The organism is Actinotignum sanguinis (genome assembly GCF_003957255.1).
Classification (GTDB): domain Bacteria; phylum Actinomycetota; class Actinomycetes; order Actinomycetales; family Actinomycetaceae; genus Actinotignum; species Actinotignum sanguinis.
The window spans coordinates 100348-120954 of sequence record NZ_QDIE01000002.1 but is presented as its reverse complement, the minus strand read 5'-3'; the positions used below and the strand labels follow the sequence as shown (position 1 = coordinate 120954).

Here is a 20607-nt window from a genome sequence, read left to right as displayed (position 1 = left end):
TCTGTCCTGACTGTCCTGAGGAATGGTGCGGCCCGCCGGCTCGCCACTGGCGCTGGCGGGCCGCACCGTATCCACCAGCAATAAAGGAGACGAAGATGGCTAATCCCCGTGCGGAACGGGTGGCGAAACGTATCCAGCAGATCGTGGCGCAAACCATTAATACCCGTATGAAAGATCCGCGCCTGACCATGGTGACTATCACCGATACCCGGGTAACCGGCGACCTCCAGCACGCCACCGTATTCTTCACGGCGATCGGGCACGAACACCAGGTGAAAGACGCTGCTCGCGGACTGGAGGCGGCCAAGGGTGCGCTGCGTTCGGAAGTGGGCCGCCAGCTCGGTTTGCGGCTCACCCCGACCCTGGAATTTGTGGCAGACGAACTGCCCGAAGGTGCTCGCACCTTCGAGGATGTTCTGGCCGCGGCGCTGCACCGTGATGCCGAACTGGCGCGCAACGCGGAGGGCAAGGAATACGCGGGGGAGGCTGATCCCTACCGCAAACCCCGTGAGGTAACGGAGGACGACGGCGCCGCCGCACCGTCAGACTCTGAGGCTCCGTCGCTTCCTCATGCGACATCTGCTCCGGAGGCATCTCGTGAAACCGATGCGCCCGAATCCTTGGCCTGAGCTGCCGCGCGCGCAGCACCCGGCGCCGAGCGGCGTCCTGGTCATTGATAAACCCGCCGGAGTGACCTCCCACGACGTTGTTGCGGCGCTGCGTCGTCTATGCGCCACCCGTAAAGTTGGGCACGCCGGTACTCTTGACCCGATGGCCACCGGGGTGCTCGTGGTGGGCGTCGGCGCAGGTACCCGTCTCCTCACCTACCTGAGCGGGGCTAATAAAGACTACCGGTCCACGTTTACGCTCGGCATCGGCTCCGATACCGAGGACTGCACGGGTACCGTCACGTCCGCTCCAGGTTTTTCCGGTACGACGGCGCAGCTTGACGCTGCTCTCTCCTCCCTCCAGGGTGATATCTCCCAGGTGCCTTCGGCGTATTCGGCCAAGAAGATCGCTGGCAAGCGGGCCTATGACCTGGCTCGAGCTGGCCAGGAGGTGGCGCTCGAGGCGGTGCCGGTCCATATTGCTCGGCTGGAGCGTAGCGGGGAGCTTCGGTGGCGCCACGTGGAGATCAGTAGCATAGCGGCGCTGGATGGTGCGGCTCTGGGGGATGGGATGCATGAGGTAGAAGCTCACGCACCATCTGTGTCGGTTGCCGATGTTGATGTGGAAGTGAGCTGCTCTTCGGGCACCTACGTCCGTGCCCTTGCCCGGGATACCGGGATAGCACTGGGAAGTGCGGCCCTCATGAGCGCGCTGCGACGCACCCGCGTGGGTGGCTTCAGCCAAGCCGAAGCGGTGAGCATAGCGGAACTAGCACAACTGGTAGAGAGCGGGGCACAGCCCCCTGTTATCCCGCTGGCGCAGGTGGCGGTTCGTGCGCTGCCGACGGTGCAGATTGACCTAGCCGAAGCTGAATCCGTGCGCCACGGCCAATTCCTTCAGGCACGGGGGAGAGAAGTGGCGCCTGCTGGAGGAACCGTGCCAGAGGATGAGCTCGCCCCAGAGGTACAGGCAGACGATTCCAGGGCAGGAAGTGAAGCTGGCACCGTAGCCCTGCTGCGCGGCGATGACCTTGTTGCGGTTGCGCGCCGGCACGGGGATACCTTCCGGCCGGCCACAGTATTCCCCCTCGGCGTGTAGGTGCATAAAAATCCCCGCGCCGGTGCCGTGAAGGTAACCGGCGCGGGGTGATGCACGCGCTAGCGATAATGTGCGGTTAGTTCGCTACCGCGGCACGGTGGATATGCTCAAGCATGGCAACGCGCTCAGGCAAAGAAGCATTGGCTGGCACGCAGATCTTGGCCCCCAGGTACTGCGCCCCGCCCTCGCGAGCAGCATTGGCGCAGCGGGTGATTTCTTCCGCCGTCATAATCGACGTCGGCTCATCAGTCTGCGAGGGCAGATGTCCGTCAATCCAGGCGTAGCCGTACTGGGTTTCTGCCGGGCCCGCTCCGGAGAACATGAGACCGGCAAGCACACCCGCCTCGCCGCATGCCTTGATATGCGCGAAAGCCGTGTCCGCGCTGCGTTCTTCGAGTGCGGAGCGCCCCCAGTTGATGTGGATACCCAGGCTTAGCTCCTGGCAGAGAGCAATTTCTTCCTCGAGGGCAAGGAAGCCCTTTTCCGGAGCCTGACCTTCGATATAGCGGTCACAATGCTCGATCACGGGAACCGCCCCGGACCAATCCCACTTCGCTAGCTCGGTAAGGGAGGCGCGGAAAGCTGCGCCGTCGGCCTGCTTTGTGGGTGCTGAATGGAGCTGCACCTTCGTGATGACGGGGCGGCCACTGAGCTGGGCGAGGGAAGCAACGGCGTCCCGAATCTTGCCCGTGAAAGCGAGGGCGGCCGCGCGGCCCTCCTCGTCGGGGGAAGCCAGTCCGAAAGCCGGGTTTTTCCCGATGTTCTGCATGGTTCCGGGAATCGCGGTAATTGTGTTAAACGTCCAGTGCGGGGCGATGACATCCGCGATGGACTTGGCATCGCTGGCCAGGACTCCGGGGAAAGGAATCTCGATTCCGGAGACCCATTCCTGCTCCGCCAGCAGGTGATAGTAATCGGGCTGCGAGGCGGGTTCGGGGAGCGAAGCATACGCCCCAACAACGAAGGGGAGTGTCATTTATTTTCCTTCCAAAATAATACTTAACGTAGCGCCGGGTCGCCGGTGCGAACAGTGTCTACCTCCGCGGGAGTGGGGGAGTAAGCACCGTCGTGGCTGACGGTTAGCCCCGCCGTAATAACCGCCTGGTGCAGGGCGGGGCGCACGTCGGAGAAATGGGCTGCACGCAGGCGCTGCTTGGCTTCCACCGATCCGAGAAGCCCGGCCTCCATGAGTCCGGCCAGCATTCCGGCCATAAACGAATCGCCGGCGCCCACGGTGTCGCCCAGCTCCACATTAAGCGGATCGACGACGAGCATATCGCGCTCCCCGGCCAGCTTGACATAAGCGCCCCACGGCCCGCGGGTTACCACCACCATGCCCGGCCCGGAGGTGACCCAACGCCGCATGATTCGCTCCACCGGCTCACCGGGGTAGAGCCATTCGAGATCCTCGTCGGAAGCCTTGACCACATCGCACAGTGCCACCAGTTCCTCAATGCTCTCCCGCACCTTTTCGGGAGAACCCATAAGATCCGGGCGGGCATTCGGATCATAGGAAACGGTGCCGGTGAGAGCCTGGCGCTTGACGGCACGCAAAATCTTCTTGCTCGAGGCACCCACCACCGCAGAGTACGAGCCGCAGTGCAGGTGACCCACCGTTTCCGGGTCCGGTATCTCGGGGAAGTCCGATTCGACGTCGAACTCATAACGTGCCCGGCCCTCCGCGTCGAGGAAGGCGCTCGCGGTGGTGGTGCGGCTGGCGCCGTCGGACCCGGGGACGATATCCACACCCATGGCGGCGGCCTGCGCGGCGATACGTTCCCCTCGCTCATCACGCCCGAACCAGGTAGCGAGTTCCACGTGCTGGCCGAGCCGGGCAACACCGGATGCCACATTGAGAAGTGAACCGCCCACGACCTCGGTGCCGGGTCCGGTTTCCCCTTCACGGATAATAATGTCTACAAGTGCTTCACCGGCGCTCACAAATCGTGCCATTGGTGTGCCTCCCATCGCCACAGCTATCCTGCGCGCAGGCCCGGGGCGCCGTAACCTGGCTGCCCGACGCTGCGCACGCTTTCTTCGCGTACCAGTTTATCTGGAAAATCACCGGGATTTTGGGGCATACGGGGCGCGGGAGGCCCCGCGCCATAACAGAAAAATGTCAAGCCCGAGCGCGCAAAAAATTCTGATTTTTGCGCTGGTGGGATAACGGTGGGAATAAGCTACCCTGGAGAACGTGCAGATTTGGACATCTCCCTTAGATATTTCGCCGGATTTTGACCGGAGTGTGGTGACCTTCGGGGTGTACGACGGCGTCCATCGTGGACACCGCGCCGTTCTCACCCGCGCGGTTGATATTGGCCGGGAACTCGGCTGGCCCGTTATTGTTCTCACGTTTGATCCCCATCCCGCCACCGTCCACCGCCCCGAGGCAAATATTCGTCTCGTCATGAGCTTGCAAGATCGCATTAATCGCATTGAGACGCTGGGTGCGGATGCGCTCTACCTCCAGCGTTACGACGCCGCCTACGCCCGTGCCACCGCCGCGGAATTTGTGCGGAACCAACTTGTGGGCCAACTCCGGGCCGGTTTCGTTGTGGTTGGGCACGATGCTCGTTTCGGGGCGGGGAATACCGGAGATGAAGCGGTGCTGCGTCGCCTCGGCACCGAGCTGGGTTTCGGTGTGGAAATCGTAGGTGACCGCTGTGACGCGGCGGGTGAACGGTGGTCCTCCACCCGGGTGCGCGCCGCGCTTGCTACCGGCGATGTCGCTAGCGCCGCGCAGATCCTAGGGCGCCCGCACCGTATCCACGGCACCGTGGTGCACGGGGCACGGCGCGGGCGTGAATTGGGATTCCCCACCGCCAACCTGAGTGGCGATGAGCTTGGTGAAGTGCCTGCTGATGGCGTGTACGCCGGATGGCTAGTGCGCCGCGTTTCGGGAGGCAGCGCCGAAGAATACCTCCCGGCAGCCATATCCGTGGGGACCAATCCGCAATTCGATGGCCAGGAACGTACCGTGGAAGCCCACGTGCTCGGGCGTAGCGACCTCAACCTCTACGGGGAACCCATCAGTATCGATTTCGTCTCCCGCATCCGCCCCATGCTTACCTTCGGCTCGGTTGATGAGCTGCTGAATCGTATCGACCTGGACGTTTTAGAAACTGCGGACCGCTTGGGCGTTCCACCCGCCGGGCGTGTCCCACCCGGGGCGGTGCGGGCCTAACAAGCCGTCGGCGCCGTTAGCACCGCCGAGAAACCACAGGGCGCATTCGCTAGGGTAGGTGCATGAGTACATTCGCTCTTCGCGTCGCTATCAATGCTGTTGCACTGTGGGTAGCCACGTTGGTTATTCCCGGTCTGGCAATGGTGGGGGAGGCCCCCGATACGCTCCGCCTCATTGGATGGTTCGTGGTGGCCGGCCTCATTCTTGCCATTCTCAACGCGGTGATCCGCCCAATCTTGAAATTCCTCTCATTCCCGCTCTATATCCTCACTCTCGGACTCTTCTCCCTGGTGATCAACGCGGCGATGATCTCGCTCACCGCCTGGGCTTCTCAGGACTTGGCGGTGCACCTGGTGGTAGGTAGCTTCTGGGCGGCACTCTTCGGCGGGATCGTGGTCTCCCTCGTCAATATGGTGCTCAGCGGTTTCGTGGAACGCTCCTAGCTCGCGCCATCGACTAGCTACCCGCCATCGACTAGTAAACGGAAAGCGGGGAAGGCCACACCCGCACTGGCGGGGACGCCAGTGCGCGGCGTCGTCGCCGTGTGCTAGAATTTTCAGGCCGTTTACATCGGCCACGGTAGCGTCATGCCTGGGAGAACATGCCCCGGAGCTCCGTGCAACGGAAACTAAGGAGAATCGCATGGCCCTCAAGCCTGAAGAAAAGCAGAAGATCATTGCCGAATACGCCACGCACGAGGGCGATACCGGTTCCCCCGAAGTGCAGGTGGCCCTGCTCTCGGCTCGTATTTCGCAGCTGACGGAGCACTTCCGCTCGCACATCCACGACCATCATTCGCGCCGTGGCCTCATGCTTCTTATCGGCCAGCGCCGCCGCCTTCTCAGCTACCTCGCTGAGGAAGATATCGAGCGGTACCGGTCGCTGATCGCACGCCTCGGCTTGCGTCGATAAGTACTTAAAGCGGCTCGGGTTTCATCCCGGGCCGCTTTCCGTATGTCCGCAGGCGTGAGAAGCTGCTCAGCATCGCCGCAAGTGAACTGCGTGCGGCGCTCAGCTGCTTGCTCGGACACTACGATAGAAAGGGTGTGGCGCGCCTGCGCACCCCAATATGTGGAGTACCGCGAACGTGGTCTTCGGTGATGGTTGACGAAGGCGGGAATAACTCTGGCCCGTTTTCGTGAATTACCACTGATGGCCGCCTCGCGGCCGAAATAAAAGGAGGTCCCGTGGAGGGTCCCAATATTCATAGTGTGGAAGCCGTTGTTGATAACGGCTCCTTTGGAACACGTACCATCCGTTTTGAAACCGGGCTGCTTGCTCAACAGGCCAACGGTGCCGCCCTGGCTTACCTAGACGGAGAAACCACCGTTTTCTCCGCCACCACCGCCTCGAAAAGCCCGAAGGAACATTTCGATTTCTTCCCGCTGACGGTGGACGTGGAAGAACGATCCTACGCGGCCGGTAAAATTCCCGGCTCGTTCTTCCGTCGCGAAGGTCGCCCCGGTACGGATGCGATTCTGGCCGCCCGCCTCATCGACCGCCCGCTGCGCCCGCTCTTCACCAAGGGCATGCGTAACGAAGTGCAGATCGTGGAGACGGTCCTCTCCATCCACCCGGATGATGCTTACGACGTCCTCGCGATTAACGCCGCGTCCCTGTCCACCTCGCTGACGGATCTGCCTTTTGCTGGCCCGGTCGGCGGCACCCGCGTGTCCCTCGTGGACGGGCAGTGGATCGCCTTCCCGCGCTGGTCGGAAATGGCGCGCGCCACCTTCTCCATGGATATTGCCGGGCGCATTGTTGGGGACGACGTCGCCATCACCATGGTGGAGGCCCAAGCTCCCGAACAAACGGAAGCGAATGTGGCCGCCGGTGGTATTGCCCCCACCGAAGAAGTTATTACCCAGGGCCTGGAAGCCGCCAAGGGCGTTATCCGCACCCTCTGCGAGGCGCAGCGCGCGCTCATCGAAGAATGCGGTAAGCCCACCGCGGACTACCCCTTCTTCCCGAATTACACCGAAGCTCAATTTGAGGCCGTCGGAAATGTTCTGGGTGATCGCTTCAATACCATCCTCGGAATTGTGGACAAGGTGGAGCGCGATACCGCCCTCAATGACCTTACCGATCAGATCGTTTCCGAACTGACGGTGCCCGCCGATGCCCAGTTCAATCTGGAAGAAGACGGCCCGGGCCTCGCTGCCGCGGTCAATGACCACTTCAAGGAAGTTATGCGCCGCCACGTCCTCACTGAAAACGTGCGGATGGACGGGCGCCGCCCCACCGATATTCGTTCGATTTCCGCGCAGGCTGGCGTGTTGCCGCGCGTGCACGGCTCGGCGATCTTCCAGCGTGGTGAAACGCAGATCCTCGGGGTGACCACCCTCAATATGCTCAAGATGGAGCAGCCGCTGGATAATCTTTCCCCGATTACCCACAAGCGCTACATCCACCACTACAACTTCCCGCCCTATTGCACCGGCGAAACCGGGCGTGTGGGCAGCCCCAAGCGCCGCGAAATCGGGCACGGGCACCTGGCCGAAATGGCGCTGGAATCCCAGCTGCCCAGCCGCGAGGAATTCCCCTACGCGATCCGCCAGGTCTCCGAGACGATGGGCTCGAACGGCTCCTCCTCCATGGGTTCCGTATGCGCCTCGACCATGTCCCTACTCAACGCCGGGGTGCCGCTCAAGGCCCCGGTTGCCGGCATCGCCATGGGTCTTATCTCCGCCCAGATCGACGGGGAAACCAAGTACGTGACCCTCACCGATATCCTCGGTGCGGAAGACGCCCTGGGCGATATGGACTTCAAGGTGGCCGGTACCCGCGAGTACGTGACCGCGCTCCAGCTGGACACCAAGCTGGACGGTATCCCCGCGGAGGTTCTTTCCGCGGCGCTGTCCCAGGCCCGTGATGCTCGCCTGGCCATCCTCGATCTCATGAACCAGGCCATTGACGGCCCCGATGAGATGGCCCCCACCGCCCCGCGTATCCTCACCGTGAAGATCCCGGTGGACAAGATCGGTGAGGTCATCGGCCCCAAGGGCAAGATGATCAACCAGATCCAGGAAGATACCGGCGCGGAAATCACCATCGAAGACGACGGCACCGTCTTCATTGGCGCCGCCGACGGCGTTTCCGCGGAAGCCGCCCGTGACACCGTCAATTCCATTGCCAACCCGCAGCTTCCCGAAGTGGGCGAACGCTACGTAGGTACCGTGGTCAAGACCACCACCTTCGGCGCGTTCATCTCCCTCACCCCGGGGCGCGACGGTCTCCTCCACATTTCCCAGATTCGCCGCCTCGTGGGTGGCAAGCGCGTGGAAAACGTAGAAGATGTCCTCAACGTAGGCGATAAGGTCGAGGTCGAAATCGGTGAAATCGATGACCGCGGCAAGATCTCCCTGGAAGCGGTGGTTCCGGAAGGCGAAGCAAGCGCCGAAACGGAAACGTCCGAGCAGGGCGAGCACGGTGAAGCGGAGGAGAGCGCCCCGCGCCAGAACCGTTCGCGTTCCCGTTCGCGCCGGCGCACCGAGTCCTCGGCGCCCAGCGCACCCTCGGCCGACGACTCCGATGCTGACTCCAGCTCGAGCCGCGGTTCGCGTGGAAGTCGCGGTTCGCGGCGGCGTCGTCGCACCGTTCACACGGACGAAGACTAAAACCCGCGCCCACGGGCGCTAAGGTACAGTGAGCTCCCCGAATGTTTCCGGACGTTCGGGGAGTTTGCGTAACTATCCAGGAAAGTATTCCCATGTTGTATAGCGAACTGCCCCTTCCGCTTAACGCGGGCGCCAGTCTCAGTATCGACGACGACGGCGCACTTCTGCGCCGCACCGTCCTCCCCGGCGGGCTCCGTGTCCTCAGCTACCGCCTGCCCCATATTCACTCCACTTACGTCAGCATGTGGGTGGGTGCCGGATCTCGCGACGAAGTAGCGGATACCCAAGGATCCACCCATTTCCTGGAGCACCTGCTCTTCAAGGGAACGAAGCGGCGCAGTTCCCTTGATATTTCGCGGGAAACAGACTATCTGGGCGGTGGCTTTAACGCGGCCACCTCGAAGCAATACACCCACTACCACGGTCATATTTTTGACGAAGACCTGGCCCAGGCCGTTGATATCCTCGCGGATATGCTCACCAGCGCCACGCTGAGTGCCGAAGATTTCGCCGTGGAACGCGGCGTTATTCTCGAAGAACTCGCCATGTATGCCGACGACGCTACCGATACCGCCATGGAGAAAATCCCACAGCTCGTCTTCGGGGATCACCCCTTGGCGCGCCCCGTCGGGGGAACGGCGCAAACGGTGCGGGCTTTGCAACACGAGGCGCTCCTCGAGCACTACCACGGGGTCTATCATCCCGATGAGGTGGTGGTGGTTGCCGCGGGCGCCGTCGACCATGAAGAACTGTGCGAGCTGGCGGTGGGGGCGCTGAGCACCGGGGGCTGGGATCTGAGCACGGAGCGCGATGCCCACCCGCGCCGTATCGCCCCGTCCATTACCTACCAGGAGGCACGCGAGCTGCACATTCCTAAGGAAGTGGAGCAGGCTGCGGTTATCGTGGGGATGCCGGGGCTGAGCTTGACCAGCGCGGAGCTTCCTACCTTGCTCGCCCTCAACGCGATTCTGGGTGGAGGAACGTCCTCGCGGCTCTTCCAAGAAATTCGCGAGCGGCGCGCCTTGGCCTACTCGACCTACTCCTTCCCGGTTAGTTACCGTGAAGGCGGGATGTTCTGCCTGGCGGCCGGGTGCGCCCCGCACAATGTGGGCACCGTGCGGGAGCTCATGATGACCGAGTTGGATCGCCTCGCCCGTGACGGCGTGAGCGAAGAAGAAACGGAATCTGCTTTCCGGCGTCTGCGTGCCGATATTGTTTTCGACGCCGAACGGGTGGGCACCGCTATGACGCGGCTCGGTACCTCCGAGTTGGTGCGCGGCAGCATTATTTCGCATGAGGAACACCTGCGCCGGGCCCGCGCCGTGCGAGCCGCCGATATAAACGAGCTGGCCCGCCGCATTGCGGCAGGCCAGCGTTCGTGTGTAACGGTCGGACCGGAGAACTAGCAGGCGCTTCCGGCCGACGGCGCGGACGGTGCGCTGGTGGTGCTCTCTACCGACGGTGCGGACGGCGTGGCAACGAGATCGTGAGCCTTCTCTGCATCCTCTGCCTCGTCCGCGGTGGGTTCCTCTACGGGTGCGTGCACCACCTTGAGGGTGCGGTAACGGTTAAGCGCCGCGGCGATATCCACCGCGCGCGGCCGTGCCAGGAAAGCTGGTTTCTCGCCGGCGCCCAGCGCATCCAGACCGTGCGTAGCGATTGTCTCCTCGAGGCGCCCAATACCTTCCGGAACGGTGTATTTGCCCCGTAGGCACAGGGCGCGGGTGGGGTCGGTCAGGGAGCGGATCGCCCAGGCAATTGCGGCGGTTTGGCCCGGATCCACAATCTGGGGCACATCGCTCACATCAATATCAGCGCGATCCAGAGAAATAAGATCCACCCCGCGCGATTTCGTTTTCGCCTTCACCCCGTGGGCCTTGAGGGGGAGAGGATAGCGCGGTGCCGGGTGCGTAAACTCAGCGATATCATTGCGCTCTCGCGGGTGAGCTGCGGCTACCGCACGGGCCTGCTCCGTAACATCGTGGCACACGTAGTGATCCATGAGGAGTACCCGATCCGCGGCATCCAAGTAATCACCCGAGCCGCCCATGACCATGATGGTGGAAATACCGGCGCGCGCCATACCGGCCACCCGATCCACAAAAGGTGTAATAGGTTCCTGGGTAGCCGGAACCAGCGCGCGCATCCGCTCATCACGAATCATGAGATTGGTGGCCGAGGTGTCCTCATCAATAAGCAAAACCCGCGAGCCGGCTTCGATGGACTCGGAAATCGCGGCGGCCTGCGAAGTGGAACCCGAAGCATTTTCGGTGGAAAAATCGGTGGTGTCCGTGCCATCGGGCAGGGAATTAATGAAAGCTGAGACATCCACACCGGTCACCCAGCGTCCATCGGCAGCGCGCACCTTCATCGCGCTGGGATCCAGGGCCACCAGTTCGCGGCCATCCCCGGGGATATGCGGATAGACGCTGCGCTCGAGAGCGGAGAGTAACGTGGATTTACCGTGGTAGCCCCCGCCGACGATCACCGTAATACCCGGGATAATCGGCATACCGGTCACCTCACCGGCATGGGGAAGATGCACGCTGTCGCGCAAGTTCTCGGGGCTGGAGAATGCGATGGCGTCTGTCAAAGGCAGATCGGAAATTCCTGAGCGGCGCACCAGCACTGCGCCGTCGTTAATAAAACCAATCCAGCCGCGCTCCCGAATCAGTTCCTGGAGGGCGAGATAATCTTCATACGTTTCCACGTGTTTGCGTAACGCGGCCCGGTGAGCAGCGAATTCTTCTCCTTCGGAGGAGAAATTGAGCGTGGCTTCGATAATCTCGGGAAGGTACTCATCTGCGGTTTGCGCCATGGCGTGCCCGAGGATGGTGCGTCCCTGAGCCGGGAAATGGCATTGGAAACGTAATTCCACGCGATTGGCGAAAACGGTTGCGCTCGAACGCTCCAAAATCTCTTGCCCCACTTTCGCGATAGAAATATCGCGGGAATGACGGGAGCGCTCCGCAAAAGTGCGGGCCAGGAAATCAGCAACAGCCAGGCGCTGTTCCGGGGTGGTGAGCAAGTCGGCGGGAATCCCCACCTTCGCCGGATCGGCCGTTACCCGCAGCGAGGAGGGTGGGGCGTAGGGATCGGATTGCACCCGATCAATATGGACGGTATACATGCCGTAGTCATAATCACCGATAACGGACTTGTAGGCCGGGTAGTTGCGTCCGTCCAGTTCGTGGAGGCGATCAATAAGATCGACGTCGTCTCCCTCGACCCGCACAAATTCGCGCCGTTCGCGCGGCGCCCCGCCTCGCCTATCCCGACGGTCAAAGTGGCGATCTCGGCCCCCGCGCGGGCCCCGGCCTCCCCGGTAGTCGCGCCCACCGCGGGCATCGTAACGTTCCGAGCTGTGCTCATATCCAAAACTCATAGCACCTAGTCTATCCAGGCCACGTAGCATGGACGGTATGACTATCAACGTAGCTGTGGTGGGCGCGGCGGGACGGATGGGTAGCACCGTGTGTGCCGCCGTCACCGACGCCCCCGATATGAACCTGACCGCCCGGATCACCAAGGATGATCCCATCACCCCCCAGACCCTGGCGGGCGCCACTGTGGGAGTCGATTTCACCGTTCCCGACGCCACGGAAGATACCGTGCGTGCGTTGCTCACCAACGGCTGCCACGCCGTCGTCGGAGCCACGGGATGGACCCCGGAAAAGATTGCGCGCATCGAGGCGGTGGCCAAGGAAACGGGGCGCCATGTGCTCATCGCCCCGAATTTTGGTTTGAGTGCCGTACTCACCATGATGTTCGCGGAAATGGCCGCCCCGTATTTTGAATCCGTCGAAGTGGTGGAAATGCACCATCCCGATAAAGTGGATGCACCTTCGGGAACGGCGCGCGCCACCGCGGAGAAAATCGCGGCAGCTCGGGAGGCAGCCGGATGCGCACCGGCTCCCGATGCCACCACCGGACCCGCGCCCGCCCGCGGGGAGAAAATTGCCGGCATCCCGGTGCATGCGGTGCGCCTTCGGGGCTTGAATGCTCACGAAACGGTGCTGTTGGGGAATCCCGGGGAACAGCTCACCTTGCGCCAAGATTCTTTCACCCGTGAGTCTTTTATGCCCGGGGTGCTTCTGGCGATCCGCGGCATTGACCAGCATCCGGGCGTGCAGGTCGGATTAGAGCAGTACATGAGCTGGGAACGATAGGCTGAGCCCATGGACGAGCACACTTTGCCTTCACGCAGTTTTGGATCCGTTAGCGTTGCCATGGTGACCCCTTTCCACGCCGACGGGGCCTTGGATGTTGACGCCGCGGTGGCGCTGGCCACCACCCTTGTGGACCAGGGATGTGATTCCCTGCTCCTTTCCGGCACCACCGGAGAATCTCCTACCACGCACCAGCCGGAAAAAGACGTCCTGGTGCGGGAAGTATGCGCGGCGGTTGGTAACCGCGCCATGGTTATCGCCGGCGCCGGCTCCAATGACACCGCCCACGCGGTGCGCATTGCCCGCGGGGCCGAGAAAAGTGGGGCGCAGGGGCTGCTCGTCGTCGCCCCGTATTACAACCGGCCCTCCCAGGAAGGCGTCTACCAGCATATTGTGAACGTGACGGAAGCCACGGACCTGCCCGTTATGGTTTACGATATTCCGGGGCGCACCGGGGTGCGGCTCGAACTGGATACGTTGCTGCGCCTGGCTGAGCACCCGCGCATCCTCGCCGTGAAAGATGCTACCGGTGACGTGGCGGCCGGTTTCGTCAAAATGGCACGCACCGGCTTGGAATATTACTCGGGAGACGATGCCCTCAATTTCGCCTGGCTCGCGCACGGGGCTTCCGGGGTGATTTCGGTGGCCGGGCACGTTATTGCGGCCCGCTTGCGGGCCCTGGTGGAGCAGGTCGACGCCGGAGATCTGCCGGCTGCCCGCCGGGAAGCCGCCGCGCAGCGCCATATTATTTCCGCGATTATGGGAAGCGGGCAAGGTGCCGTTATGGCGAAAGAAGCGCTCAAACTCCTCGGGATCATCCCCTCGGCTACCCTGCGCCTACCCCTGGTAGGGGCATCTACGGCGCAGATCGCGGAATTGGCGGAAGCACTGCGCGCCGAAGGTCTCCTCGCGAGCTAGCTCCCCCTGCTGGTGCGCGCTCGGTGTTCCCCGGCGGCGCGCACGGTGCCCGTGCCCGCGCGGGTATCGAGCCGCCAGGGCGAGGTCCGGGCAGGAAGCACCTATGGAAGCGCCGCGCTTCGTGAGAGAATACAGGGGTGAGTGATGAAGTGAAGAAATCTGTACCACCGCTGCGGAACGCCGTTCGTATCGTTCCCCTGGGCGGACTCGGTGAAGTTGGTCGCAATTGCAACGTTCTTGAATACCAGGGCAAATTGGTAGTTGCCGATTGCGGAGTGCTGTTCCCCGAAGAAGCCCAACCCGGTGTTGATCTTATTCTCCCCAATCTTGACTACCTGGAAGACCGCCTCGACGATATTGCCGCCATCGTCCTCACCCACGGGCATGAGGATCATATCGGGGCAGTGCCGTATCTGCTGAAAATGCGCCCGGATATCCCGGTGATCGGCTCCCAATTGACCATTGCTTTCGTGGAGGCGAAGCTCCAGGAGCACCACATCGCCCCGAATGTCACCGTGGTGGCCGAGGGGGATTCCATGAGCATCGCGGGCATGGAATTTGAGTTCATTGCCGTCAACCACTCCATTCCGGATGCACTGGCCCTCTTCATCCGCACCCCGGAGGGCAATATTCTCATCACGGGTGATTTCAAGATGGACCAGCTTCCGCTGGACGGACGTCTCACCGACCTGCGTGCTTTCGCGGCGGCCGGAGACGAAGGCGTGGATCTCTTCATGTGTGATTCCACCAACGCCGAAATCCCCGGTTTTGTGCATTCCGAGTCGGAAATTCAGCCGGTGATTGATTCGGTGATCGGCGGGGCTACCGGGCAGATCGTTGTTGCTTCCTTTGCTTCGCACGTGCACCGGGTCCAGCAGGTTCTCAATGCCGCGGCACATAACGGCCGTAAGGTCGCATTCGTGGGTCGCTCTATGGTGCGCAATATGAAGATCGCGGAGGACCTCGGGTATTTGGATGTGCCAGAAGGCACCGTCGTCGACCTCAAAAATATGAAGGACCTGCCCGAAAACCGCCGCATCTACATGTCCACCGGCTCCCAGGGTGAACCCATGGCCGTGCTCTCTCGTATCGCGAATCGTTCCCACCCTAAGGTGGCGATTAATCCGGGAGATACGGTGCTGCTGGCCTCCTCGCTCATTCCCGGAAACGAAAATTCGGTATTTCGGGTGATCAACGGGCTTATCAAGCTCGGCGCGAATGTGATTCACCAGGGCAATGCGCGGGTGCACGTCTCCGGGCATGCCGCACAGGGCGAATTGCTCTACTGCTACAACATTTTGCAGCCAGCCTACGCCATGCCTATTCACGGGGAGGTACGCCACCAGGTCGCGAACGCCGGCGTTGCGGTGAAAACCGGGGTGCCCGCCGATAATGTGATTCTGGCGGAAAACGGTTCGGTTATCGATATGATCGACGGCGAAGTTCGTCTCGTTGGTTCGGTGCCTTTCCAGAATATTTATGTGGATGGCTCCTCCGTTGGGGATATTACCGAATCCGAACTCAAGGACCGCCAAATTCTTTCCAATGAAGGATTTATTGCTATTTTCGCGGTGGTGGATACCAATGCGCGGCGGATCGTCACCGGTCCGCACCTCCAGGCACGCGCCATGGCTGAAGATGAGACTGTCTTTGACAGCATCACTCCGGAAGTCACGCGAGCCCTGGAAGAAGCCGTGGCGAAGGGCTCGGATAGCTACGGGATGCAGCAGGCCATGCGGCGCGTGGTGGGGCGTTGGGTTTCCCGCAAACTGCGCCGTTCGCCCATGATTATTCCGACTGTCGTGGAGGTGTAGTCCCCCTCGCATGCGGCGCGCCGGGAGGGGCAACTTTTTGCACAAAGGCTAGGCTTTTGATGTGAAGTTTCAGCGACGTGTCAAAAAAACCGAGAAAGAGACGACGGCGCCCGCGCGCCGCCCGTCCCGACGCTCCGCCACGCCCGCAAACGGGGCGGGCACGGAGCGGGCGGAGGGGCGCCAGCTGACGGGGAATGTTCGTAACGCACTCGTGGCGACTTTCCTCGGTCTCGCGGTTATTGTGGCACTGCGCGAATGGTTCAATATTTCCGGGGTACTTGGCGGGGTTATTCACCACGCCACCGCCGGTATTTTTGGGTTACTCTCCGTTCTCCTTCCCGCCGTCTTCCTGGCCCTCGCCATCAGACTGGTGGTTCCGGCACGCGGGAATGAACACCGGCGGGTACTGCTCGGTGTGTTGATTATCGTGGTGTGTCTGGCTGGCATTATTCACGTGGTGAAACAGCCGCGAAGCCCGGCCGACCACTTCGCGGACGTAGAAAACGCCGGCGGCCTACTTGGGTGGCTCAGCGGGGGCGTTCTCGAGATGCTTTTCTCCCCGTGGGGTGCCGTTCCTATCCTCGTGATTATTATCCTGTGGGCCGGGCTCTACATCGCCGACGTCTCGATGGCGGATATTGCCGCCACTATTCGGGATCGGCGCGCGCAGCGCGATGCCGAAGCGGGGGATGAGATCGCTAACCGCGGGCACTCCGCATCGGTGCCTTACGATTCGCCTCACGATATTGATGCGGCGGAAAACACCACCCGGCTCCCGAGCGCCGGACGCACGTCCCGGCGCGGTAAGAAGCCCGCGCGCAGCTATCTGGATGCGGCACTTTCCGGGGCTCCTTCTGAGAACGACGGCGCAGCTACCGCTCCCGCTACCAGCAACGGTGCGAATGGCGCGGACGGGGCGGCGGAGGCTGACTGGGCAGACGGTGCTAACGGCGGGCAGACCCAGAGCGCCACCACGGTGCTGCCTCAGCCGACGGTGGGCGGTGGAGCGGCGGGCCGCGCGGCGGCGTCGCCGAAAAAAACGGTGCGCACCAAGAAAGCCGGTAGTGCGGCAGACACCCAGGACGGTGCCGCGACGGCGCCTGATCTTCCCGCCCCCGATACCGGTGTGCCCTTCACGCGCACTCAGCAACTCGCCCTCGACCCGAGTATTTTGTATGAGCTTCCCTCTCCGGATCTACTCAAACGCGGAGCGGTGCATCCTGAACGCACCGAAGCTAATGATCGCGTGGTTGCTGCACTGACCCAGGTGTTCACCGATTTCGGGGTGGACGCGCAGGTGGTTGGCTTTTCGCGCGGACCGACGGTCACCCAGTACGAAGTTGAATTGGGGCCGGGCGTCAAGGTCGAGCGCATCACCCAGCTCTCGAAGAATATTGCCTACGCGGTGGCGAGTGCCGATGTGCGTATTCTTTCCCCCATCCCAGGTAAATCCGCGATCGGTATCGAAATTCCCAACGCGGACCGCGAAGTGGTGCAGTTGGGCGATGTGCTGGCATCCGACGTGGCACGCCGTGACCACCATCCCCTCACCGTGGCGGTGGGGAAGAATGTGCGCGGACAGTTCGTGGTGACCAACCTGGCGAAAATGCCACATCTGCTGGTGGCGGGGGCCACCGGCGCCGGCAAATCCTCTTTCATTAACTCGATGATCACTTCGGTGCTCATGCGCTGCACCCCGGACGAAGTGCGGATGATCCTCGTGGATCCCAAGCGCGTGGAACTCACCATTTATGCCGGTATTCCGCACCTCATCACCCCGATCATCACCAACCCGAAGAAAGCTGCCGAGGCGCTGGAATGGGTGGTCAAGGAGATGGATGCGCGCTATGACGATATGCAGTCCTACCGCTTCAAGAACATCACTGATTTCAATGAGGCGATTCGGGCGGGCACCGTTAAGGCGCATGACCCGCACCGTACCCTCCAGCCCTATCCCTACCTGCTGGTCGTGGTAGACGAACTTGCCGATATGATGATGGTGGCACCGCGCGACGTGGAATCCTCCATCCAGCGCATCACCCAGCTGGCGCGCGCCGCCGGTATCCACCTGGTGCTCGCCACCCAGCGGCCCTCCGTGGATGTGGTTACCGGCCTCATCAAGGCTAATATTCCTTCCCGCCTGGCTTTTATGACATCCTCGCTCGCTGATTCGCGCACCATCCTCGACCAGGGCGGGGCGGAGAAGCTCATCGGGCAGGGCGATGCTCTCTTTATGCCAGGCGGTGCCCAGCCGATTCGTCTCCAGGGTGCCTGGGTGGACGAAGCGGAAATTGAGCGTGTCGTCGAGCATGTGAAAACGCAGTTGCGCCCCCAGTACCGCGAAGATTTCCAGGAAACGGTGGAGGCTGCCGGGCGTGAAAAGAAGCAACGCGAAGAAATTGGTGAGGACCTCGACATTCTGCTCCAGGCCGCGGAAATTGTTATCACCACCCAATTCGGATCCACCTCTATGTTGCAGCGTAAGCTGCGCATTGGCTTCGCCAAGGCGGGGCGGATGATGGATTTGCTCGAACAATATGAAATTGTGGGGCCTTCCGAAGGCTCGAAGGCTCGCGACGTGCTGGTGGCACCGGAACTGGTGGAAGATGCCCTCGCCATGCTGCGCGGGGAACGCGATTCTATTTACGAGGACGAAACTGGCGATAGCACGGCTGGAGTCGGAGGTGCCGATCACCCCGAGGCCGGCGCACCTGTGGTACCTGGCGCACCTGTGGCACCTGGTGCAGCTGGCGGGCCGCACGGTGCCGGAGATACCGGTACGGTGGGCACGAACCGCTACGCTGAAGACCCACTGGCACACGACCCGGAGGACACCGCTCCCACCTGGTACGACGATGATGATCCCGCCGGGGAATCCGGGGAGGACGCCTGGCAGCTCACGGGGCGGTAAAGTAGGGACATGTCTCACACGAACGCTACGGAGGCGAGCGAGCCGCCCCTCCTCAATATCGCCAATGCTTTGACGGTCGCGCGGATTATCCTCATTCCTGTTTTTGTCTGGGTATTCTGGGAACCCACCGCTACTCGCAGCTTCTGGGCGTGGGTAGTTTTCGCCGTCGCGGCTTTCACTGACCGCCTCGACGGGCAGCTAGCACGTTCGCGTGGGCTTATTACCAACTTTGGGAAACTTGCCGACTCCATTGCCGATAAAGGTCTTATAGCTGCGGCTCTCATTATGCTGTCGGTCCATGATCGGCTGTGGTGGTGGGTCACCGTCCTCATGATCGCCCGCGAAATCTTCATTACCCTGGTGCGGATGCTCGTGGTGACGAAACAGGTTATGGCAGCCGGGTGGATCGGTAAACTCAAGATGTTTGCCCAGTCCATCGGCGCCGGTATCCTCATGCTGCCGTGGATTACGTGGCTCGGGCACCCGGGCGGAGATATTTTCCAATGGCTCGGGTGGATTACCCTCGGGGTGGCCCTCGTCCTGTCGGTGTGGTCCGCGATCGGGTACGTCGGTGATGCGGTGCGTATCGCCCGCGGCGGTGGCCAGGGGGCGCGCTCATGACAACGCCGCAGTCAGGTGAGGCCTCGTACCTGGCCACGCTCACCGAATCCTGCGTGGCAGATTTACGCGAGCATGGCCTCAGCCTCGCCTGCGCGGAATCTTTAACCGGCGGTCTCCTTACCGCGCAATTCGTTACTGTTCCCGGGGTTTCCGCGGTGCTGCGCGGGGGAGTGGTCAGCTACGCGACGGACCTGAAAGCCAGCATCCTTGGAGTATCTAGTGAACGGCTGCGTACTCACGGGCCGGTGGATCGGGACGTAGCGCTCCAGATGGCGCGGGGCGTATGCGACGTCACCGGAGCTGATATCGGCATGGCCACCACCGGGGTGGCCGGGCCCGGTCCGCATGATGGACACCCGGCGGGAACTGTGTGGATCGCGGTGAGTGCACGTGGTGGTGCGCAGATGGCGCGCGAGCTCCACCTCGCCGGTGGCCGCAGCGACGTACGGAGCGGGGCCGTGCGCGGCGCCGTCGAACTTCTTGCTGCTTTTTTGAACGACGGCGCGCCCGGGCCGCGCGCAAACTTGGCTGTGTCCTGACTAACTCCTGTTCGCTCCCAGTAAATCTCCAGATTCGCCTGGCTTAATATTTGTGGAACCTTTTGATGGCCTCGTGCCACGAGTCTGGCACCGAAGGCGATGAAGATGTTTCGCTCTGTGGGGAATAAAAACAGGAAGTAGGCGTTGAGATTAGTGATGACAATTGATACCCGTACCGGCGTAACCCGGAAGAATGATTTCGTAGTGCGTCCTGAACAGCGCCAACCCGCTCTCCTTCGCGAAGAGATTGGCGAGGTTTTGCGGGCTTACCGGCAGCGGCAAGGGCGTACCCTGCGGGAAGTTTCCTCCGATGCACGTGTTTCTCTCGGATATCTCTCCGAAGTTGAACGTGGCCAGAAGGAAGCTTCTTCGGAACTCCTCGCTTCGATTTGCCGGGCGCTCAACGTGCCCATGAGCCACGTACTGCGCTTGGTCGCTGATCGGATTGACCTGGTTGAAGGTCGCATCCCGGCCCACCTGCGCGTGCCGGAGAGCCCGGCCGAACTCATGCGCGGGGAACTTTCCACTACGAAGTAATCCCTGTACACCACGTCGCAAACGGCGCGGTCAAGGCGGTGCCCCGCTGCGGAAGCGGGAGCGCTTAGCGTTAGCTCTATGGCTTCAGCTTTCCTTGATGCGCGCCGTTATGCTGTGTCGGAACGCTTCTCACCAGGCGCGTCCTACTCCAGACCCCACAACCAATAAAGGAATATAATCCACCGGTGCGTGAATCAGAATTCTGGCTCAATATTGATCGGGCGTTCCCGCATGGGCGCGGGAGGAGCGCCGCCCAAGATCTTGTTCTTTCGGCCCTGGGGGATCGCAGCCCGGTTCAAGCCCTCGAAGCCGGGGAAGACCCGCAACGTATCTGGGATGCCGTGTGCGACACGATGGGATTCCCGGATTACTACCATTACCTCCACCGGCTCAGCCCGGAAGATTTCGCGGCCCGTGAATAGTGGCGGGGAGTAGCACTCGTGAAGTGGCGCGCGCCTTCCTCTTGCTCAGTATTTGCGGGAAGCATTCGCGACTTACGCGCGAATGCAGCGGGTGACACACCCTTTCAATGCGGTACCGAACAACCGTTCGTACTAGAATAATCCACAGATCCTCAGGCGTCAGCGTTA

Annotated in this window: 18 protein-coding genes; 15 read left to right on the top strand and 3 right to left on the bottom strand. The window is 61.9% G+C overall.

Annotated elements, in window-relative coordinates:
• Positions 1-95: 95 nt before the first annotated feature.
• Together rbfA and truB are read left to right on the top strand one after the other, a co-directional pair.
• Positions 96-629 carry a 30S ribosome-binding factor RbfA gene (gene rbfA, locus DDD64_RS01180; RefSeq protein ID WP_126134655.1) on the top strand — a complete coding sequence of 178 codons (534 nt, stop codon included), beginning with the start codon at positions 96-98 and terminating at the stop codon, positions 627-629.
• A complete protein-coding gene (gene truB, locus DDD64_RS01175) occupies positions 607-1707 on the top strand; it encodes a tRNA pseudouridine(55) synthase TruB (RefSeq protein WP_241227328.1) in 1101 nt (366 codons plus the stop codon). Before rbfA ends, truB begins: the two co-directional genes overlap by 23 nt.
• A 76-nt stretch (positions 1708-1783) precedes the next feature.
• Here the strand turns inward: truB and DDD64_RS01170 are convergent, their stop codons facing one another.
• Positions 1784-2683 carry a DUF4862 family protein gene (locus DDD64_RS01170; protein ID WP_126134653.1) on the bottom strand — a complete coding sequence of 300 codons (900 nt, stop codon included), beginning with the start codon at positions 2681-2683 and terminating at the stop codon, positions 1784-1786.
• A gap of 23 nt (positions 2684-2706) precedes the next feature.
• A complete protein-coding gene (locus tag DDD64_RS01165; protein ID WP_126134652.1) occupies positions 2707-3660 on the bottom strand; it encodes a carbohydrate kinase family protein in 954 nt (317 codons plus the stop codon).
• A gap of 241 nt (positions 3661-3901) precedes the next feature.
• Here DDD64_RS01165 and DDD64_RS01160 point away from each other — a divergent pair, with 241 nt between their 5' ends.
• From DDD64_RS01160 to DDD64_RS01140, 5 genes are all read left to right on the top strand, one after another.
• Positions 3902-4891, top strand: a complete 990-nt coding sequence (locus tag DDD64_RS01160) for a bifunctional riboflavin kinase/FAD synthetase (RefSeq protein ID WP_126134651.1) — start codon at positions 3902-3904, stop codon at positions 4889-4891.
• 62 nt (positions 4892-4953) lie between these two features.
• The gene (locus tag DDD64_RS01155; protein ID WP_126134650.1) at positions 4954-5334 is read left to right on the top strand and encodes a phage holin family protein; all 381 of its coding nucleotides are present in this window, start codon (positions 4954-4956) and stop codon (positions 5332-5334) included.
• Positions 5335-5533: 199 nt separating this feature from the next.
• Positions 5534-5803, top strand: coding sequence for a 30S ribosomal protein S15 (gene rpsO / locus DDD64_RS01150; RefSeq protein ID WP_016442511.1), 270 nt, complete (start codon positions 5534-5536; stop codon positions 5801-5803).
• A gap of 275 nt (positions 5804-6078) precedes the next feature.
• On the top strand, positions 6079-8508 hold the full coding sequence (locus DDD64_RS01145) for a polyribonucleotide nucleotidyltransferase (protein WP_126134649.1): 2430 nt from the start codon (positions 6079-6081) through the stop codon (positions 8506-8508).
• A gap of 92 nt (positions 8509-8600) precedes the next feature.
• Positions 8601-9914, top strand: a complete 1314-nt coding sequence (locus DDD64_RS01140) for a M16 family metallopeptidase (protein WP_126134648.1) — start codon at positions 8601-8603, stop codon at positions 9912-9914.
• Here DDD64_RS01140 and DDD64_RS01135 read toward each other — a convergent pair.
• Complete coding sequence (locus DDD64_RS01135) at positions 9911-11893, bottom strand: ABC-ATPase domain-containing protein (RefSeq protein ID WP_126134647.1); 1983 nt, start codon at positions 11891-11893, stop codon at positions 9911-9913. The genes DDD64_RS01140 and DDD64_RS01135 overlap by 4 nt on opposite strands.
• A 37-nt stretch (positions 11894-11930) precedes the next feature.
• Between DDD64_RS01135 and dapB the strand changes: the two genes are divergently transcribed.
• From dapB to DDD64_RS01095, 8 genes are all read left to right on the top strand, one after another.
• A complete protein-coding gene (dapB, locus tag DDD64_RS01130) occupies positions 11931-12677 on the top strand; it encodes a 4-hydroxy-tetrahydrodipicolinate reductase (RefSeq protein ID WP_126134646.1) in 747 nt (248 codons plus the stop codon).
• A gap of 9 nt (positions 12678-12686) precedes the next feature.
• Positions 12687-13595 (top strand): 4-hydroxy-tetrahydrodipicolinate synthase, encoded by a 909-nt coding sequence (gene dapA, locus DDD64_RS01125; RefSeq protein ID WP_126134645.1) that lies wholly within the window; start codon positions 12687-12689, stop codon positions 13593-13595.
• A 137-nt stretch (positions 13596-13732) separates the two neighbouring features.
• Positions 13733-15409, top strand: a complete 1677-nt coding sequence (locus DDD64_RS01120) for a ribonuclease J (protein ID WP_126134644.1) — start codon at positions 13733-13735, stop codon at positions 15407-15409.
• Positions 15410-15470: 61 nt separating this feature from the next.
• A complete protein-coding gene (locus tag DDD64_RS01115; protein ID WP_126134643.1) occupies positions 15471-18320 on the top strand; it encodes an FtsK/SpoIIIE family DNA translocase in 2850 nt (949 codons plus the stop codon).
• Between the two features lie 9 nt (positions 18321-18329).
• Positions 18330-18941: a CDP-diacylglycerol--glycerol-3-phosphate 3-phosphatidyltransferase gene (gene pgsA / locus DDD64_RS01110; protein ID WP_126134642.1), complete on the top strand. Its 612-nt coding sequence runs from the start codon at positions 18330-18332 to the stop codon at positions 18939-18941.
• A complete protein-coding gene (locus DDD64_RS01105; protein ID WP_241227326.1) occupies positions 18938-19480 on the top strand; it encodes a CinA family protein in 543 nt (180 codons plus the stop codon). Before pgsA ends, DDD64_RS01105 begins: the two co-directional genes overlap by 4 nt.
• Positions 19481-19636: 156 nt before the next feature.
• On the top strand, positions 19637-20017 hold the full coding sequence (locus DDD64_RS01100) for a helix-turn-helix domain-containing protein (RefSeq protein WP_026428564.1): 381 nt from the start codon (positions 19637-19639) through the stop codon (positions 20015-20017).
• A gap of 185 nt (positions 20018-20202) precedes the next feature.
• Positions 20203-20439, top strand: a complete 237-nt coding sequence (locus tag DDD64_RS01095) for a DUF3046 domain-containing protein (protein WP_164545864.1) — start codon at positions 20203-20205, stop codon at positions 20437-20439.
• The last annotated feature ends 168 nt before the right edge of the window (positions 20440-20607 follow it).

What these genes read in the sequence shown, in the direction of transcription:
- rbfA (WP_126134655.1), top strand. Translation starts at nt 96, where the DNA reads ATGGCTAATCCCCGTGCGGAACGGGTGGCGAAACGTATCCAGCAGATC.
- truB (WP_241227328.1), top strand. Translation starts at nt 607, where the DNA reads ATGCGCCCGAATCCTTGGCCTGAGCTGCCGCGCGCGCAGCACCCGGCG.
- DDD64_RS01170 (WP_126134653.1), bottom strand. Translation starts at nt 2,683, where the DNA reads ATGACACTCCCCTTCGTTGTTGGGGCGTATGCTTCGCTCCCCGAACCC.
- DDD64_RS01165 (WP_126134652.1), bottom strand. Translation starts at nt 3,660, where the DNA reads ATGGCACGATTTGTGAGCGCCGGTGAAGCACTTGTAGACATTATTATC.
- DDD64_RS01155 (WP_126134650.1), top strand. Translation starts at nt 4,954, where the DNA reads ATGAGTACATTCGCTCTTCGCGTCGCTATCAATGCTGTTGCACTGTGG.
- rpsO (WP_016442511.1), top strand. Translation starts at nt 5,534, where the DNA reads ATGGCCCTCAAGCCTGAAGAAAAGCAGAAGATCATTGCCGAATACGCC.
- DDD64_RS01140 (WP_126134648.1), top strand. Translation starts at nt 8,601, where the DNA reads ATGTTGTATAGCGAACTGCCCCTTCCGCTTAACGCGGGCGCCAGTCTC.
- DDD64_RS01135 (WP_126134647.1), bottom strand. Translation starts at nt 11,893, where the DNA reads ATGAGTTTTGGATATGAGCACAGCTCGGAACGTTACGATGCCCGCGGT.
- dapB (WP_126134646.1), top strand. Translation starts at nt 11,931, where the DNA reads ATGACTATCAACGTAGCTGTGGTGGGCGCGGCGGGACGGATGGGTAGC.
- dapA (WP_126134645.1), top strand. Translation starts at nt 12,687, where the DNA reads ATGGACGAGCACACTTTGCCTTCACGCAGTTTTGGATCCGTTAGCGTT.
- pgsA (WP_126134642.1), top strand. Translation starts at nt 18,330, where the DNA reads ATGTCTCACACGAACGCTACGGAGGCGAGCGAGCCGCCCCTCCTCAAT.
- DDD64_RS01105 (WP_241227326.1), top strand. Translation starts at nt 18,938, where the DNA reads ATGACAACGCCGCAGTCAGGTGAGGCCTCGTACCTGGCCACGCTCACC.
- DDD64_RS01100 (WP_026428564.1), top strand. Translation starts at nt 19,637, where the DNA reads ATGACAATTGATACCCGTACCGGCGTAACCCGGAAGAATGATTTCGTA.